The sequence below is a fragment of the Arthrobacter sp. SPT-J7 genome (assembly GCF_059089965.1).
Map to the genome: position 1 here is coordinate 104,346 of NZ_JBNHFF010000002.1, position 17,192 is coordinate 121,537.

Sequence of the window (17,192 nt, forward strand, 5' to 3'; positions counted from 1 at the left end):
TCGCCTTGCGGTCCCTGCAGCCGGAGCTGTGCAGCGGGGCTTCGGTTACTTGGCTTCCGGCGGAGCCACAGCGTCGGCCGGGATCGCCTTGATCAGCTCGGGCGCCCAGTCGCCGCCCTGCTTCACGAGCTTGGCCTGGTACATCTCCTGCAGCAGCGCGTGATCGGAGGCGCGGACGGTCGTCTCGCCCTTGGGTCCGTCGAACGTGTAGCCCTCCAGTGCGGCAACCATGGCGTCGACGTCGGTGCCGCCTTCCTTGACCGCCTGGACAATCATCTGGCCGGCAACAAAGCCGTCCGGAGTGAACAGGTCCGCCTTCTTGCCCTCGGCTTCGACCTTTTCGATCATGGCTTTCTCCACGTCGTTTCCGGCCGCGCCGGGGAAGTAGTGGTTCAGGAAGCTGATCTTGTCCGAGGCTGCGCCGTACGCGCCGAAGGTGGCGGCGTCTCCCAGGCCGGTAACGATCGGAGCGGCGTCAAAGGCGCCCTGCTGGCTCAGGGCCTGCCACATGGACCCCGACGTGGCCCCGGCCCAGGCAACAAAGACCAGATCCGGCTTCGCATCGATGAGCTGGCGGGCGAACGGGGTGAACTCGGTGGCGTCTTCGGGCACCAGGACGTCATCGACCTCGGCACCCTGCTCGCCGAGGACGGCCTTGACGGCGGCGAGGTTGCCCTGGCCGAACGCGTTGTCCTGGCCGAACACCACTACCTTCTTGCCTTTGAGGTCCTCCACGAAGGTTCCCGCGGTGGCCACGTCCTGCAGGCTCTGGCGGCCGGAACGGAAGGTGTATTTGTTGATGCCCTGCAGTGCGTCGGTAGCGGCCGGGCCGGAGATGTAGAGCACCTTGTTCTGCGCGGCCTGCTCGGCGAGCTTGAGCGCGATGCCGGACACCACGGTGCCGGCCAGGATCTTGTAATCCTTGCCGATCAGGTCCTTGGCGACGTTGACCGCCTTGTCGGGGTCACCGCCGTCGTCGTGGTAAGTCAGGTTCAGCTTGGTGCCGTTCACCTCGCCGGTGCCCTCGGTGGCATAGTCGATGCCTGCCTGCAGGCCTTGGTGGTAGGCCGCGCCATAGGCGGCGAGCGGGCCGGATTCGGAATAGACGATGCCGACGTTGATGCTCTCGGGCGCACTGCTTGCCTCGCCGGCCGCACCGGCAGTCTCGCCGCCGGTGGTTGGCGCGCATGCGCTCACGGCAAGTCCGGTGGCCAGCGCTGCGGCCATCAGGAACTTCTTTGTTGCCTTCACTCCGATGCCTTTCGTTGAAGAATCTGCTGAGGAGAAAACTGGAACTGTCTGAACCTGATGGTCGGCTCGCCCGAACCTGAAAGGTGATTCAGATTACGGTAAATCTATGGCGCGGCTCACAGCAGTGTCAACATCAGCGCCCTGGCAGCAGGTCACGATTCGGTTGCAGAGCTGGCTTGAGTTCGGCGCCGGAACCGTGGGGTGACCCAGTCGCGGCCCTATCATCGAGACGCGACTCCCCCCTGCTGACCGTCCCCGGACGGCAAAAAGCCCGGCCGCTCCAGAGGGAGCGACCGGACTTTTGGGCAGCCTTGAGGTTTAGTTATCCGCGTTGCGGTTGTTGGCGCGCCAACGGATGCCGGCGTCGATGAAGTCGTCGATTTCGCCGTCCAGCACCGCGCCGGTGTTCCCGACCTCATGTTCTGTGCGCAGGTCCTTGACCATTTGGTACGGGTTCAGCACATAGGAGCGCATCTGGTCGCCCCACGAGGCTTTGACGTCGCCGGCGAGCGCCTTCTTCTCCGCGTCCTGCTGCTCCTTCTTCAGCAGCAGCAGCCGGGACTGGAGCACGCGCAATGCGGCGGCGCGGTTCTGGATCTGCGACTTCTCGTTCTGCATCGACACCACGATCCCGGTGGGAAGGTGGGTCAGCCGGACCGCGGAGTCAGTGGTGTTCACGGACTGCCCGCCCGGACCGGAGGAACGGAACACGTCCACCTTGATCTCGTTGTCCGGAATGTCGATCGAGTCGGTCTGTTCAATCAGCGGAATGACTTCGACGGCGGCGAACGACGTCTGCCGGCGGCCCTGGTTGTCGAACGGGCTGATCCGGACCAGGCGGTGGGTGCCGGCCTCCACCGAGAGCGTGCCGAAGGCGAACGGTGCCTTGACTTCAAAGGTGGCCGACTTCAGCCCGGCCTCTTCGGCGTAGGACGTATCCAGCACCTGGGTCGGGTAGCCGTGGCGTTCTGCCCAGCGCAGGTACATGCGCATCAGCATTTCGGCGAAGTCAGCGGCGTCAACGCCGCCAGCACCGGAGCGGATGGTCACCACGGCCTCGCGCTCGTCGTACTCCCCGGACAGCAACGTGACGACTTCGAGTTCTGCCAGTGCTTTCTTGAGCGAGTTCAGTTCGCTGGCGGCCTCGGCCATGGAGTCTTCGTCGCCGGCGTCTTCCTGACCCAGTTCCACCAGGACTTCCAGATCCTCGATCCGTGCGGCCAACTTCTCCAACCGTTCCAGCTCACTTTGGCGGTGCGACAGCTTGGAGGTGATTTTCTGCGCCGCGGCCGGGTCGTCCCACAGGTCCGGCACGCCTGCCTGCTCGCTCAGCTCGGCGATATCCTTGCGGATCGTCTCCACGTCGGAGACTGCTTCGATGGAGTCATACGTGGCGCGCAACGCGCGGATTTCAGCGGGAAAGTCGATCTCAGCCATGGTTCTCCAAGCGTACGCCATGGTGGGGATTCCTCTCCCCCGGCAGGTCAGGCCTCCGTCCTCGCGAGACCCCAAGTCCCCAGTCGGCGTCGGTTCTGGCCGTGCATAGGTGGGCCGCGCGGGCCGGGAAAACCTGCCTGCACTTTCTGGCTGCCCCTAGCACCCGCGCCGGACCTTGCAATAACCTTTGGGAGTGCGAGGTGCGGTTGTTCGCGCGCAGCGCACGGGGACCGGGGCATCCTGATTTACGTTCCACCTTGTGGGGAGGCTGCAATGTCCAGTCAAAGTGACGGTCAGGTTCAAACCCGGCGAAAAAGGCAGAAACCCGAACGACAGCGAAACGGCCAGCCGCCGCAGCCAATCAGGTCACGAAGACTTCTGGGGGCTGTTAGTGCGCTGGTGCTGGCCGCCGCAACCATTGTCACCGCTGCCGGACCCGCTGCCGCCGCAGAAGAAGGCAGCTACACGGTCGTCCTCAAAGACAGCGTCACGAATGTCGACTCCACCGCGGAGGCGCAGGGGAAGAAGTACGGGTTTACGCTCTCAAGCACCTACGAACACGCGCTGAAAGGCTACTCGGTGACCATGACGGCTGCGGAGGAAGCGCAGCTCGGTGCCGATCCAGCCGTTGATTTCATTGCCCCCGAGCGGGAATTCACGTTGGCAGCGGACGAGGCCGAGGACAATCAGTCTCCCTCGATCACCGGCTTCCTGCCCACGTGGTGGCAGCGAGTCGGCGGCACCGACCAAGAGGCGGCCGAGAACGGCCGGCAGATCATGGTCAACACCGCCGTCATCGATTCCGGCGTCGACGCCACCCACCCGGACCTGAACGTCGTTGGCGGCGTGGACTGCTCGTCCGGCACCGCGGTCGACGTCACTCCCGTCGACCCGAAAGGGCACGGAACGATGGTTGCCGGAGTTCTTGCGGCGGAGAACAACACCTTCGGGGTGATTGGCACCGCTTACGGCGCCCCGCTCTGGTCCGTCCGTGTCATGTCAGACGCGGGAACCATCTCAGAGGCTGCGCTGCTCTGCGGTGCCGACTGGGTAGTCTCCACGCGCACGGATGCCGACCCGCAAAACGATATCCAGGTCGCCAACATCAGCATCGGCGGCCCTGGCCAGGACCAGGGAAATTGCGGCAACGGCGTCGATGCCCTGCACAAGATGATTTGTCAGGGATCCGCGGAGGGGATCGCCTGGACGGTTGCCGCCGGCAATGCGGCGGCGGACTTGGCGAATACCATTCCGGCCACCTATGACGAGGTGCTCACCGCCACCGCCATGGCGGACTACGACGGCCGTCCCGGCGGCGAGGCAACGCCCATCTGCAGCGGTGGGTCAGTTCCCAGCGCCGACGACCATTTCGCCAACTTCTCCAACTTCGCGACCCAAGCTGCGGACGTTGCGCATACCGTTGCAGGCCCCGGAGTCTGCATCACCTCCACCTACCCGGGAGGCCTCTACAACACGGCACACGGCACCAGCTTCTCCAGTCCGGCTGTCGCCGGCTCTGTGGCCCGCTGCATCGACAGCGGGATGTGCCAAGGCGACGGGCAGTCCGTGATTAAGGGATTCCTCGCAGCAGTCGAGGCGTACAACAATCAGAACAACCAGTACGGGTTCATGGGCGACCCGCTCCGCCCGGCTTCCGGCCAATACTTCGGCTACCTCACCACCATCAAGTGGGGCGACTAGAGGTTTTATGCACAGTGCGTCTCCTCCCGCGCTCTGACGTGGTCTGGGCGCCAGCCGGGGGCCCGAGCTACCGGCCGGCGTCTCAACTCTAGGAGCTACATCTGGACGGCGCCGGTCTGCTGAAGCAGCTTCAGCATGTCGGTCGCTCCCCAGTGCTCCGCCACTTTCCCGTCCTGAATGCGGATGATGTCGATCCCGCTGAACTCCACCGTGTTGCCGGTGGGAGCCGTGCCCATCAGTTCGCCCTGATGGGTACCGGTGAGGACAACGCGCGCCGCCTCTAGATCTCCGTCGACCATCGTGGGCTCGATAGCCTTCGCCTTGATGTCCGGGAAAGCCGACCTGAACGTCTTCACGTAGAACTTGATGCCCTCCAGGCCGGACGGCTGCCCGGGCATGGGCTCTTCGTGATCCGTGTAGTTTTCACTGCCCAACTCGTCGATCAGGTCAAGATTCCCTTCCTCCATGACCTCCCGGTAGAACCGCTCGATCAGTCCTGATCCGCCAGCCATTTTCCGATTCCTTGCCTCGGTTCGAAATTCCCCCGCTTTAAGGCTCCCACCGGCGCCGCAGCGACACGCCGCAAATGTGTGGCCCTCACGGCGTGCACAACTCCAGCCGTGGCTGAAAAACGTGATCTTCTCCGGCCGTGCTGCTGCTAGGCTGATCGGGTTTTGGCCGGAATGAACGGGGGCACCGTGTACGAGGAAAAGTACTGCACTGTGGGTGATGGCCGCACGCTGGCCTACTTCGATCTTGGCGACCCCTCCGGCCCTCCGGTGGTGCACCACCACGGTGCTCCCAGCGGCAAGCTGGAAACCGCTTTCTTCAACTTGGATGACGCCGCTGCGAAGGCAGGTGTGCGGCTGCTTGCGGTGGACCGGCCGGGCATCGGCGGGTCCACACCCAAACCGGGCCGCACCCTTCTCGAATGGGCCGACGACGTCGACGCGTTCGCGGACCGGCTGGGCCTGCAGAAATTCAGCGTGATGGGGTATTCGATGGGCACCCCGTCCGCCCTCGCCTGCCTGCACCGCATGCCGCACCGGATCGACGCCGTCAGCATCGTCTCCGGGTCCGGCCCCTCCGACGTCCCCGGTCTGGCCGACGGCAGATCGCCCGACGTCGCCCGGGTCCTCAAGTTCGCACAGCACCGCCCGCGTCTGACCTCCGCCGTGCTGGCCTTCATGAAGTTCGGCACGCGCAGCCCGGAGAAGATGATCGCCGCGTCAGGCAAGAGCATGCCGGAGGCAGACCAGGCAGTCGCTGCCCGGGCCGGTGCCGCCCTGCGGTTCGCTGCCTTCTTGACGGATGCCATGCGACACGGCACGGCCGGAGTGCGCGACGACATGGGGCTCGCCGCATCGCCTTGGGGATTCACCGTCGAGGACCCCGGCGTACCGGCGTTCATCTGGCACGGCACGGCGGACCGGAACGTTCCGGTGGCGACGGCGCGCTGGCTCTCCGACCGGCTGCCCTCCGCCGAACTGCAACTGGTCGACGGCGGCGGACACATCTCCGTGCTGGACGCCTCGGCCGAAACAGCCCTGCAGCAATTGCACCAGCAAGCGCTTCGTTAACCACTGAACGTAGGTCAGAGAGTTGGTTCGACGACCTGGATGCCTTGGGTGCAGCCACCGTCTATTTTTGTCGCGCAGACGCTAAGTACGCGTCTGTAAAGTCGATGCTGTCACAACGGCGCAGGCCGCAATGTCTTCCCGCTGACAATTGGATCTGCTAACCTCACGGCAAGGCATAGTGGAACCTCTGGCCCAGTGGACGGGGCAACAGTGAGAACCTTGCTTGTCGACAGTGAATCCTTGTCGCCGTCAGTTCGATGCTTCGGCAGGGGTGACATGCGCGCCGTCCTCCTTCTAGTTCTCCTCAGCATCCTTTCCTTGATAACGCTGACCGCCGCGGCCAACAGTCCCGCCGCGTCTCGATCGCTAAGCCATGACAGCGGCGCTGAAGGTACGAAGGCAGCGCTCGTTCGGATCGAGCTAAGTGCGGCCGCCGAGATCGCGCACATCGACCACTCCACCGGCGAGGTGGAAATTTCCCGCGGCCGGTCGACTGTTCCCTTGGGATATGCCACCGGCGTTTTGACTTCCGCGGATGGGATCGTGGCCACCACTTGGGAAAACCTCGCAGTCAACGAGGGAGCAGTGGCTGTGTATGCCGCGAACGAACTATTCCGCAAAGTGATCGGTGTACCCATCGTCGGCAATGGAGGCAATCCGGGCCGGCGGGGCTCCACTCCCGACCCGCACTGGGGGCCCCACCTGCAGCACTGCTACAACCAAGTGACGCATTGCATCCTCTTCCGCGTCCCGCAGTACCACGTCCGCACCTACACCACCAAGCCAGGCGGAGTTATGGCCGAACTGCTCAACGCCCCGTCCAAGCCGCACGACGTAGCGCTGCTGCGAATCAGTGGCGGCGGTGGTGCACCTACCGCCGCGCTTGCCGCACCAAACACTGCGCCCGGCGCCGAGACCCTCCTGATGGGCTTCACGAAAAGGCCAACGCCCGAGGCAGGCCCGGCCGAGATTCCGGTGAAGTTAGACGCGGCGGCCGGACTAATCAGCTCCCCGAAAGACCTCGCCGCGCCGCTAAACGCCGGTGTGTCAGGCGGACCTGTGCTCGACCGGACGGGTCAGGTTTTAGGACTCGCCGGACCCCGCCGGCCGGACGGATCGGCCACGCTAGTACCCGCCGCGGCCATTAGGGCGGCAATGGCAAAGGCAGGTGTGGAGGCGTCACCGTCGAAATTCGACGCCGTGTTCCGACGGGGCATCGATCACCTCTCATCGGACAATCAAGGCGGATCCGCTGAAAGCGCTCTCGAAGAGTCTTTGACGTACTATGATTCCGCCCTCGCGACGAGTCACCTTAAAGAGGCTCGCGCCATGAAGAACGAGCAGGCCACCGACGGCTCATCGGCCGCTGCAAACGCAGGCTCAACCGGGCCTTCACCGGCCGTGCTCGTGCCTATCATCGCCGGGGTGCTGCTTCTGGCCGGCATCGTGGGGGCCCTCGCCCTGCGGCGCCGCGGAGCGTTCGCAACTTCGGCTGGCAACCGCACCCCGCCTCCTGGCGCTGGCCGCCCGAAGGCCGCCCCCGCGGTGACGCCGGCAGTCCCGGCGAAGCGTTCCGGAGCCGGCACCGAGCGACCCGTGCAGACGACGGTTGCGCGGGTCGGCCGCGAGCAGGCGGATGTCCGGAACGACCTCGAGTGGACGGACTCCGCTCGGGCCAGAGCCGCAGAGCACCAAAGCCCGGCCCCGCCACGTCCCCCCGCACCCGTTAAGCCGGCAGCGTCGACTCCGGAGGCAAATCCGAACGCGAACGCCAACGTGGATCGGATCGGGGACGGCGGCGAGACCCGCGCAGCGGGTCCACTGGCGCCCCGCTTCGCCGATGGAGAAGCCTTGAACTTCTGTCCCCACTGCGGCAGGCGGGTGCTGCCGGGTGCGAGGTTTTGTACCGGCTGCGGTGATCCGGTCGGTTGACCCGTGGATCATCTGCAGGACTACCTCGATCCCGGGGCCGAGATAGAGGGCTACCGGATCCAGTCGCTCATCGCCCGCGGAGGCATGGGTGTCGTCTACAGGGCGCTTGACGTCCAGCTCAGCCGCCCGGTTGCACTCAAGCTCCTTGCCCCCGAACTCTCAGCCAACAAGAAGTTCCGTCAGCGATTCGTCCGCGAGTCCAAGCTCGCCGCCTCCGTAGACCACCCCAACATCCTGCCCATTTACCACGCCGGGGAGTGGTCTGGGCTGCTCTACATCGCCATGCGCTACGTACACGGTACGGATGTCAAAACGGAGCTCGATGCGCGCGGCCTACTGCCACTGCCCGAGGCACTCCGCATCTTGGCCGACACCGGCGCCGCCCTCGACGCCGCGCACGCTGCCGGACTCGTCCACCGGGATGTGAAGCCCGGCAACATCCTGCTCTCCGACGACCGGGTGGACGGCCGCCGCCACGTCTACCTCACCGATTTTGGTCTGACCAAGCGTGCTACGTCCGCCACCGGCATGACGACGGCGGGTCACTTCCTCGGCACCCTGGACTACGTCGCACCCGAGCAGATCCGCGGCGAGGACGTCGACGGCCGCGCCGACGTCTACGCACTGGCGTGCGTCGCGTACACGTTGCTCGCCGGCCACCCGCCGTTCGATCACGACGACGACTCCGCCCAGCTCTGGGCGCACATGGCCGAGGAACCGCCACGCCTCCGCGAGGAACGACCGGAGGTGCCGGCCGCCGTCGAGCGCGCCATCCTAGTCGGGATGGCGAAACAGCGGGAGGACCGTCCACCCACTTGCGACGCTTTGGTCGCCATGATGACGGACGACCTAGCCGTCGGTGGCACGCCCCGGGAAAACCCCAGCGATGCGAACGCAGTCACCCAGCCCGCGGCCGCGGCGCCGGACAACGCTCCCGACTTTGCCGTCCCCATCGCAGCTGGTCAGCCCGCGGGTGCTGGTCTCGCCGCCCGCCCCGCCCGCAAGGCCGGACAGCGCGCCGGGCCGAGGCGTCGCGAGGGTGCCCCTCGGCGCGGACGAGTTGGGCGACTAGCCGCGCTGGGCGCCGTGCTCCTCCTGCTGCTGGCCGCTGGTCTACTGCTACCGCGAGTACTGTCCGGAGACAAGCGCGTGGCCTTCCACTCTGATGGTGTCCCTTACACGCTCGATGTCCCGGAAAGCTGGACCGCGCGCGGCCGCGAGGCGGGCGACAGCACCGTCAGTGTGCTGTCCGACGCGGACCTCGCCGGGCTCTTCGCCGACGAGCCGGAAGCGCCGACAGCAGCCGCCCGGACGGCTGAGGAGGACCCGGCCAGCGTCGTCGGGCTCGCCATCTACCACCGGCCCGCCGGGCTGACCGGTCAGTCCCCGGCAGCCCGAACCAGCACAGCCGAAGCCCTCCTGCCCGGGCGGGACGCGCACTTGGTGGATCGCGGCGCGGCCACTGTCGGGGAGGTCGAGGGGCAGGCCATGGAAGGGACCATACCCCTCTCCGCCTCCGTCACGTTGCAAGTCCGCGTCTTCGTCGTAGACACCAACCCAGTTCAGCTCCTGGTGTTCTTCGCCCCCTCGTCACTGTTCCAAGATCGCAGCGAAGTCTTCGACGAGGTCGCAAAGTCACTGCACCGGACAGAGTAAGGGGTACGCTATGCCGGGCCACAAGCCACAGTCCCCGGACGGAACGATGTTGTACGTACAGCTAGATGGACGTGAATGGAGCTTCGCGCCGTTACAGGTGATCGTCGTGGGCCGGGACGTGGGCTCAGACGTCCGCGTCGATGACGAGCGTGTCAGCCGCGAGCATGTCCGGCTTTGGCATAGCGACGGCGAGTGGTGGGCTGCCGACCAGGCCAGCCGTAACGGCACCTGGGTCGTCGGGGCAGACAGGGCGATGGACGGTCCGGTGCCGCTCACCGCCAGCGGCCTTCAGCTTCGTCTCGGCGCCTTGGATGGACCCGAGCTCGTCCTAAGCACCGAATCGCCCGGGCACCCCACGACACGGCGCGTGGTTACTATCGGGCGGTCGCACTCGTGCGACATCGTCGTAGACGACCCGCTCGCCTCCCGACACCATGCCAGCATTGAGATCGGCGAACTTGCCGTCCTGCGCGATGCCCGGAGCTTCAACGGCACTTTCCTCAACGGCGAACCGCTCCGTTATGACGCGACGCTCAGCCCCGGTGATCTTATCGGCGTCGGGTCAAGCACGCTGACTTGGGACGGGGCCGAGTTGGCCGCACGACCATTGCAGCGTCCCGTGTTCAGCGCACGACATTTGGAGGTCACCACCAAGACAGGCGCGCACCTGATGGACGATGTGTCGATCACCGTACCGGCCGGCACGCTGGTGGCGGTCATCGGGCCGTCGGGCGCAGGTAAGTCGACACTTCTCGGGGCCCTCACCGGGCTCCGTCCTGCCACCCGCGGGCATGTCACATGGAACGGGCGGGACCTTTACACCGAGTACGCCCAGCTCCGGTTCCTCGTGGGACTGGTGCCGCAAGAAGACATCCTCCACAGGCAGCTTACTGTCCGGCGGGCACTCCAGTTCGCCGCCCGACTGAGGCTCCCGCCCGACACGACAGCCGCCGAGCGGGACCAGCGGGTGAACCAGGTCCTCGCCGAGGTGGACCTGACAAACCAGATCGACCAGCGGATTGATTCGCTTTCAGGTGGGCAGCGCAAGCGGACCTCGATCGCCTTGGAGCTACTCACTGCACCCCAACTACTGTTCCTAGACGAGCCCACCTCAGGACTCGACCCCGGCTTGGACAAGCAAGTCATGGGCAGCTTGCGTTCTCTCGCCGATGCCGGCCGCGTCGTGCTGGTGGTCACCCACAGCGTCTTGGCCCTGGATGAGTGCGACCGCGTGCTCGTCCTCGCCCGCGGCGGACGGGTGGCGTTTTTCGGGCCGCCGGCTGACGTGCTCCCCTTCTTCGGGGTGGACAGCTACCCAGCGGCGTTCGCCGCACTCGAGGACCAGACGTGGGTGGGCCGGTACGCGCGCTCCCCCGCCCGCGACGCGTATGTGGGACGGACCGCGGTGGCCGAAGTGCCGGTCCCGGTGGCGGATGCGCCGGCGCCGCCGCGCGCGGCCCCGGTACTCCAGCTTTGGACGTTGATTCAACGTAACATCGCCGTCGTCGCCGCAGATAGGCTTTTCGTTGTACTCCTCGTCGGGATGCCTATGCTGCTCGCGCTAATGGCGCATGCCTTTCCCGGAAGGGCGGGGCTGTCGGTGCGGGAAGCCCAAGGTGATCTTCTTCAGGTCCAGCAGAGGCTTGTCGTCCTCGTGGTCGGCGCCGCGCTCATGGGTACGGCGCTCTCCGTGCGGGAACTGGTTGTGGAGCGACCGATCTACCGAAGGGAACAAGCCGTTGGCCTTTCTCCATCTGCGTACCTACTGAGCAAGGTCGTGGTGCTCGGTGCACTGGTGGCCTGCCAGTGCGTGGTGTTCACCATGCTCGCCCTCCTCGGCCTCCCGGGACCGGACGACGCCCGGATACTGGGTAATGGACGCTTGGAGGTCGCGGTGGCGGTGGCGGCAGTCGGAGTCACAATGACTGTAGCCGGCCTGGCGATCTCGGCCGCCGCGACCTCTACGGAACAAACCATGCCCGCGCTCGTCGCCTTGGTGATGGCCCAGCTCATTCTGTGCGGTGGGCTGTTCAAACTCGCGGGACGTGCGGGCCTCGAGCAGGTATCCTGGCTGCTTCCCGCTCGCTTCGGCTACGCGGCCACGGCGGCCACAGTGGGGCTTGAACAACCTCCTGCGCCCGAGGTCGACGCGCTCTTTGAACCGACCGCCGGGCAATGGCTCATCGACCTCGGTTTGCTCGGTGCCCAAACCCTGGTATTCCTCGCCTTGGCGGGTTGGACGCTGCAACGCTCCGTAACCCGAAACCCGTGGCGCTGACCCTTTGTCCCGCCCTCCCCTAGGTCGCCGTCGCGACTGACTCTTCGCGGCCTAGGTGCATTGTCGTGAGCGAAGCCAGGGGGTCGTATTCCGCCGAATCGTACGGCTCGTGGAGGATAACCTCGGGCTCGGGTGTCTTCATGCCGCGTTGAGCCTTTTGAGACAGCGGGCGCCTTGGAAACGTCGTGCTTTTCGTGGGGCACGAAGCTTATAGCGATGGAGACCATGAGCTACTGAATCTGTGGAGCTGCTGCCGACGAAGATGGCTGCACCCCAGGCGATGACGATCGGCTAAGAGAACCGGAATTGACCCAACCCAACATCCGAGGCGCCCCTCTAGAACATTCACCCTGCTGGCCGCGGCCCTGCCTGCTCGCGCGTCAGCGTCTGAGCTCAGAGCGTGCGTCGCTGAAGACCGTCACCGGGATGCCGGCCGGGACCAGGAAATTGACCACCGGTGGCCGGACCACCGCGCTAAGCTCGACGTGCGCGGTACGCCGCTCTGGGGATCCGGTGCCGGCGCCAACGGTCAGCTGGTCGAATCGCCCGTAGGCTTCAGTCTCGGACAAGTAGCGCAGGACTGATCCCCGCACCGATGCGCCGTTCAACGACGGGACAGGAGCGCCCCCGCCCGTCTCGACGTCGGCCAGGGCGAAAGTATCAGCTGCTGCGAGCGCTGCACCGTCTGCGACGGATAGCAGCTTTTTCCTTTCGACGTAGACGGTGGATGCCCCCATCACCACGGTCAGAATCAGCAGGCTCAGTACGACGAAGCCGATGAGCAGAACCAGTACTTGGCCGCTTTCACCGCTCCTCCCCCGCAGTTTGCTGCCTGCCTTAGGGCCACGTGGAACTCTGGTACCTGCAGGTCTCTTGGCTGTCATCCGTACCGTTCCACGATCTGGGTTGCCGAGGAGTTCACGGTTGCCATGCTCAGTCCAGTGCCGCTGAGCAGCGGCAGCGGCACCAGAATCGAGACTTCCGCCGTGACCAAGGAGCCGGGTTCCAGACACGCACCATTGCCGCAGCTAATCCTGACATTGAGTTGATCGGCGCCAATACCGAAGTCTCCCGCGGCCAAGAGCGCCGCCTGATGTGCTGCTTGACCTCCAGCTGTGGCCTCCTCGGACCCGGCATACACTTTCGCGGCCTGGTCCGCCGCGTTGACGACAGCGAACGAGGCGGCCTGAATCTGCGAAACGGCGATGACGAAATAGACCACCGGCACCAGGAGCAGCGTTCCAAGGAAGACAAACTCAACGACCGCACTTCCCGCTTCCCCGCCTCTGCCGTCGCCCAGACAGTCGCTCAGCCGCCGTCGCAGGCGCATCATCGCGCCCTTCCGACCGGTCGGCGCTTCGGTATGGGCTCGGCGGACCACAGCCCCCGGGCGCCCACCCACTGTGCGGTTAGCGTGGAAGCGCCGCATGACCGTCGACCTCCAAGGCGCCGTGTGGGCCGACCAGTCCAAGCGCTGGGAAGGGTGCCCGGACCGTGACCCGCATGGTAAGCACGCCGGACCGGACGACCTCCTCGACGTGGACATCCTGGGCATAATCGTCGGTCAGCGCTGCGGTGATCAAGGCAACCGTCCGCTCCTGCGCGTCCGCGGCGCCTCGATCTGCCAAGGTTCCATAGCGGGCACCGGACCCTGCGGCGTCGATCAGCGTGTTGCGGACATGCAGGACCAAAGTCAGCTGCATGATCGACACGAAGATCAGGGTGAGGACGCCACCGACCAGCACGAAGTCCACGCTCGCCGACCCGCGGTCCGAGCGATCCTGATCCCCGGGACTACGGCCGACTGCGGATTCGGTGGACTGCTGCAACCGGCGGGCCCTACGACTCGATCCCACGTCAGGGCTGCGTCACGCGACCAATGGCGTCATTGAACAGCCCTTCCAAAGCCGGTTTGGCTAGAGCCAGGATGCCTGCCACGAGGACCGCCGACATTAAAGTGATCATCACCCACCCCGGGACGTCTCCGCGTTCGCCGTCCACGGACCGAACCGACTTTCGAAAGCGATCCAGCCCTCCGCTCCACATCAGCGTCATCATGGCAGCGACCCTAAGCGATAGTTTCGTCATGTCCTCGTTCCTTCCCAGTTAGCGACTTGGCTCATCAGGTTCCATTTGTGCTTCACCACCCGAGATTGATCAACGCGATTCCCGGGAACACGGCAAACAAGACCGTGAGCGGTAAGACGCCGAACACCAACGGGACCATCATGCCGATTTCCTTTTTTCCGGCCGACTCCATCAGATTCCGTTTCGCCATATCGCGCACGTCCTGCGCCTGTGCCCGCAGCACATCAGCCAGCGGGGTTCCGCGTTCAACAGCAACCGTGATCCCGTCGACGAAGCGCACCAGCGCAGGCAAGCGGGTCCGGTGTGAAAACTCCTGCAACGCCGTTAGCACTGGTGTACCGGAGCGGGTCTGGGCGAGCACCACGGCAAATTCCTGAGCCAGCTCGCCGCGAGCGCTGCGGCAGATTCTCTCCAGTGCGCCGGTCGCGCTTTCTCCGGCGCTGACCGCAAGTGCCATCAACTCCGCCAAACTGGGAAATTCCGCCAGCATCTTTGCCTCGCGACGACGAATCTGGGCCGTCAAGAGGGAGTCCCGCAGCATGAACCCGCCACCGGCCAGCCCGACGGTCAGAATCACCGCAAGTACTGGATCCAGCAAGCCTCCTGCCGCCGATGTGATCATCCAGGCGATGCCGATGAGGAAACCGCCCACCGCCCACAGCACTTGCTCGGCGCGAAAATCAACCGTGCTTTGCTTGCTCCCGGCTTGCAGCAACCGCTTTGAGAGCAAGGTCGACCCGTAATTGAATCGCCCCAGCCATGCGACCGAATCCCGGAGGACCGGCCGGAAAATCCGCTCCAAGGGACCGAACGGCGTGACATTTCCCGGCCCGCTGTCCAACAGCCGCGACTTCAGCTCAATCGCCTTGAGCTGCGGTGCAATACGATCGGCAAATCTCGTTGCTCGGAAGAACGGCAACCGGCTGGCCGTCAGCCACAGACCCACCCCGAGGGCAGTGCCGATCAACACAGTCCATGCCCCCGTCTGGTTCATCGGAGTACCCGCTCCTCTTCTGGCAGCGAGCCGATGCGCAGCATGAGGCGGTAACACACCAGCGACACCACCAGGCCGCCTAGCAGGACGGCGGCTCCAGGCGGGGTGTTGTAGGCCGCCACCGCCTCCGGCCTGGTGGCCAACAGCATCAAGATGATCCAGGGGGCAGCAACGGCGAGCCGGGCAGCGTTGACCGTCCACGACTGGCGTGCCTCAAGTTCGCTGCGGGTCCGTGCGCTGTCGCGCAGGAAGTCGGCCAGGGTCCCAAGCAACCTGCCCAGATCGGTACCGCCAACCTCACGCGTCATGCGCAGCGCCTCGACAATTCGGTCAGCCACGGGATCGGCCAGCCTGGCTTTGAGCCGTTCCAGCGCATCGTCAAAATGCCCGCCTGCCCGATAATCGGCCGCGAACCCGCTAAAGGCCGGCCGCAACTCCACCGGTCCGCGTGTGCCCAACTGAACCAGCGCCTCGGGCAGGGACAGTCCTGCTCGGATCGCCGACCGGAGATGGTCGACGACGTCCGGCCAGATCTCGCGTAAAGCGGCGGTGCGGCGGCGCGCCCGCCAACGCACCAGAACGAGCGGAAGCCAGCCTCCGAACAAGCCGAAACAGGCCGCGATCGGGCCCGACGCCGTCAGCGCAAACACGATCAGGAAAGTCGCTGCTGCCATGGCCACACAGCTGGCCAGGAGCGCCCTCGACGAAACCTTTTCAATACCCGCTTGATTGATCAGCAACTGGAGCCGGCCAAGCCGCTTCTGCCGCGGGGGTCTGACCGGCGGTCTTTCCCAGCAAGACCACCAGATCAAAAACAGCCCGATACCACCTACAAGTCCCGCCGCTGCCGTCATGGCACGGGTTCCAGCAGTTGCATGACTTCGTATCCGGCGCGCACAAACTTCTCCTCCGCTGGACTTGCGGAGGGACTAACCTGCAACTGGCCACCCTGCCGGCTGAAAACGGTGGACGTCTCGATGACGCCGTTCTCCACTCGGCGGCCCAGCGAAACAATCTCCACGACCTGCCTCCGGCCGTCAGCCCTTCGGGCACAATGGACGACGAGATCGATGCACGAGGCCACAGTTGGGACCACAAAGGCTGACGAGATGTTCTGACCCGCCAACAGCGGCAGCGTACAGATCTTGGTAATGGCGTCGTGAGCACTGTTCGCATGCACCGTACACATGCCAGGCATTCCGCTGTTAAGCGCCACGAGCATGTCCAGGCTTTCGGCTTCCCTGACCTCTCCGACAATCAACCGATCGGGCCTCATCCGCAGGGCCTCTTTGACCAAGCGCCGCAGCGGTATGGCTCCTTCGCCTTCCAGATTCGGTTGTCGGCACTGGAGTCCGACGACGTCGCGCAGGGGCAATTGCAGTTCGAAGATCTCTTCCACGGTGACAACGCGCTCCCGGCTGCCGATAGCGGCCGCCAGGCAATTGAGCATCGTGGTCTTCCCCGCCTGAGTAGCTCCGGAGACAAGGATGTTCAGCCCGCTGCTGACTGCCGCCCCAAGGAACCGGGATGCTTCAGGCGTCAACGATCCCAGTTCCACCAAGTGCTCCAACCGGGACGCGCGGGCGATGAACTTCCTGATGTTGACGGCCCAGTGTTGGCGGGTGATGTCGGGAATGACCACATGCAGCCGCGACCCGTCTGGCAGGGCCGCATCGACAAAGGGCGAGGACAAGTCCAAACGGCGGCCGGAGGACTTGAGCATCCGCTCCACCAGATCCCGCACCTGCTGTTGCGTGAGCGTCACCGACGTCAGCTCGGATTCGCCGCCTCGGGCTACATACACTTCCGACGGCGAGTTGATCCAGATTTCCTCAATCGAGGGATCGTCCAGTAGCGGCTGCAAGGGTCCGAAGCCGGCCACGGCATCGAAAATGTACTTGCGGGCATGGTCCAAATGCCCGAGCGGAGGAAGGGATCCCAGCAAGGACCGTTCGTCATAGTCGGTCACCGCAGCTTCGACCAGCCGGCGGACCTCCGGACCTTGGCGGGCAGGGTCCAGTCCACGTTGGCGGATCAGTTCGCGGACCTCACCCTCGACAATACGGATGCCATCCATCCGTTCCCCCTTTTCAACCCCCAAGCACAACCGCCCCGCGAAGTTGAGACCGGCGGGCAGCCGCTTGCACTGAACCCTAGGTGACCAATCTTCCGGCGGGCTAGCCCCGGCAGCCGGATTGTGGAAAACCCGTCCCAACTTTCATCAGCCACTGGTCAGAAGGTGCCGCGGGTGATAAAGGCGCGATGCAATAGGCTG

15 protein-coding genes are annotated in these 17,192 nt (G+C 65.1%); 5 read left to right on the forward strand and 10 right to left on the reverse strand.

Annotated elements, in window-relative coordinates:
- Positions 1-45: 45 nt before the first annotated feature.
- Together AC5RWX_RS03330 and prfB are read right to left on the reverse strand one after the other, a co-directional pair.
- A complete protein-coding gene (locus tag AC5RWX_RS03330; protein ID WP_493938770.1) occupies positions 46-1,251 on the reverse strand; it encodes a substrate-binding domain-containing protein in 1,206 nt (401 codons plus the stop codon).
- A gap of 318 nt (positions 1,252-1,569) precedes the next feature.
- Positions 1,570-2,688: a peptide chain release factor 2 gene (gene prfB / locus AC5RWX_RS03335; RefSeq protein WP_493938769.1), complete on the reverse strand. Its 1,119-nt coding sequence runs from the start codon at positions 2,686-2,688 to the stop codon at positions 1,570-1,572.
- A 399-nt stretch (positions 2,689-3,087) separates the two neighbouring features.
- On the opposite strand from prfB, the gene AC5RWX_RS03340 reads away from it, so the two are divergent.
- Positions 3,088-4,389, forward strand: a complete 1,302-nt coding sequence (locus AC5RWX_RS03340) for a S8 family peptidase (protein WP_493938768.1) — start codon at positions 3,088-3,090, stop codon at positions 4,387-4,389.
- Positions 4,390-4,484: 95 nt separating this feature from the next.
- Here AC5RWX_RS03340 and AC5RWX_RS03345 read toward each other — a convergent pair whose 3' ends face one another.
- The gene (locus AC5RWX_RS03345; RefSeq protein WP_493938766.1) at positions 4,485-4,901 is read right to left on the reverse strand and encodes an ester cyclase; all 417 of its coding nucleotides are present in this window, start codon (positions 4,899-4,901) and stop codon (positions 4,485-4,487) included.
- Between the two features lie 171 nt (positions 4,902-5,072).
- Between AC5RWX_RS03345 and AC5RWX_RS03350 the strand changes: the two genes are divergently transcribed.
- The 4 genes from AC5RWX_RS03350 to AC5RWX_RS03365 all read left to right on the forward strand — a co-directional run bounded on the left by AC5RWX_RS03350 (position 5,073) and on the right by AC5RWX_RS03365 (position 11,835).
- On the forward strand, positions 5,073-5,969 hold the full coding sequence (locus AC5RWX_RS03350; protein ID WP_493938765.1) for an alpha/beta fold hydrolase: 897 nt from the start codon (positions 5,073-5,075) through the stop codon (positions 5,967-5,969).
- Positions 5,970-6,287: 318 nt separating this feature from the next.
- Complete coding sequence (locus AC5RWX_RS03355; protein ID WP_493938764.1) at positions 6,288-7,901, forward strand: trypsin-like peptidase domain-containing protein; 1,614 nt, start codon at positions 6,288-6,290, stop codon at positions 7,899-7,901.
- 3 nt (positions 7,902-7,904) lie between these two features.
- Positions 7,905-9,557: a serine/threonine-protein kinase gene (locus AC5RWX_RS03360; protein WP_493943415.1), complete on the forward strand. Its 1,653-nt coding sequence runs from the start codon at positions 7,905-7,907 to the stop codon at positions 9,555-9,557.
- Between the two features lie 46 nt (positions 9,558-9,603).
- Positions 9,604-11,835, forward strand: coding sequence for an ATP-binding cassette domain-containing protein (locus AC5RWX_RS03365; protein WP_493943416.1), 2,232 nt, complete (start codon positions 9,604-9,606; stop codon positions 11,833-11,835).
- Between the two features lie 380 nt (positions 11,836-12,215).
- Here the strand turns inward: AC5RWX_RS03365 and AC5RWX_RS03370 are convergent, their stop codons facing one another.
- From AC5RWX_RS03370 to AC5RWX_RS03400, 7 genes are all read right to left on the reverse strand, one after another.
- Positions 12,216-12,719, reverse strand: a complete 504-nt coding sequence (locus AC5RWX_RS03370) for a pilus assembly protein TadG-related protein (RefSeq protein WP_493943417.1) — start codon at positions 12,717-12,719, stop codon at positions 12,216-12,218.
- Positions 12,716-13,165 carry a hypothetical protein gene (locus tag AC5RWX_RS03375; protein ID WP_494077048.1) on the reverse strand — a complete coding sequence of 150 codons (450 nt, stop codon included), beginning with the start codon at positions 13,163-13,165 and terminating at the stop codon, positions 12,716-12,718. The genes AC5RWX_RS03370 and AC5RWX_RS03375 overlap by 4 nt, the downstream gene beginning before the upstream one ends.
- Before the next feature lie 79 nt (positions 13,166-13,244).
- Positions 13,245-13,589 carry a TadE family protein gene (locus tag AC5RWX_RS03380; RefSeq protein WP_493943419.1) on the reverse strand — a complete coding sequence of 115 codons (345 nt, stop codon included), beginning with the start codon at positions 13,587-13,589 and terminating at the stop codon, positions 13,245-13,247.
- A gap of 103 nt (positions 13,590-13,692) precedes the next feature.
- Complete coding sequence (locus AC5RWX_RS03385; RefSeq protein ID WP_493943782.1) at positions 13,693-13,881, reverse strand: hypothetical protein; 189 nt, start codon at positions 13,879-13,881, stop codon at positions 13,693-13,695.
- Positions 13,882-13,975: 94 nt separating this feature from the next.
- The gene (locus AC5RWX_RS03390) at positions 13,976-14,917 is read right to left on the reverse strand and encodes a type II secretion system F family protein (protein WP_493943420.1); all 942 of its coding nucleotides are present in this window, start codon (positions 14,915-14,917) and stop codon (positions 13,976-13,978) included.
- Positions 14,914-15,771 carry a type II secretion system F family protein gene (locus AC5RWX_RS03395; protein WP_493938710.1) on the reverse strand — a complete coding sequence of 286 codons (858 nt, stop codon included), beginning with the start codon at positions 15,769-15,771 and terminating at the stop codon, positions 14,914-14,916. The genes AC5RWX_RS03390 and AC5RWX_RS03395 overlap by 4 nt, the downstream gene beginning before the upstream one ends.
- Positions 15,768-16,994: a TadA family conjugal transfer-associated ATPase gene (locus AC5RWX_RS03400; protein ID WP_493938709.1), complete on the reverse strand. Its 1,227-nt coding sequence runs from the start codon at positions 16,992-16,994 to the stop codon at positions 15,768-15,770. Before AC5RWX_RS03400 ends, AC5RWX_RS03395 begins: the two co-directional genes overlap by 4 nt.
- Positions 16,995-17,192 lie beyond the last annotated feature (198 nt).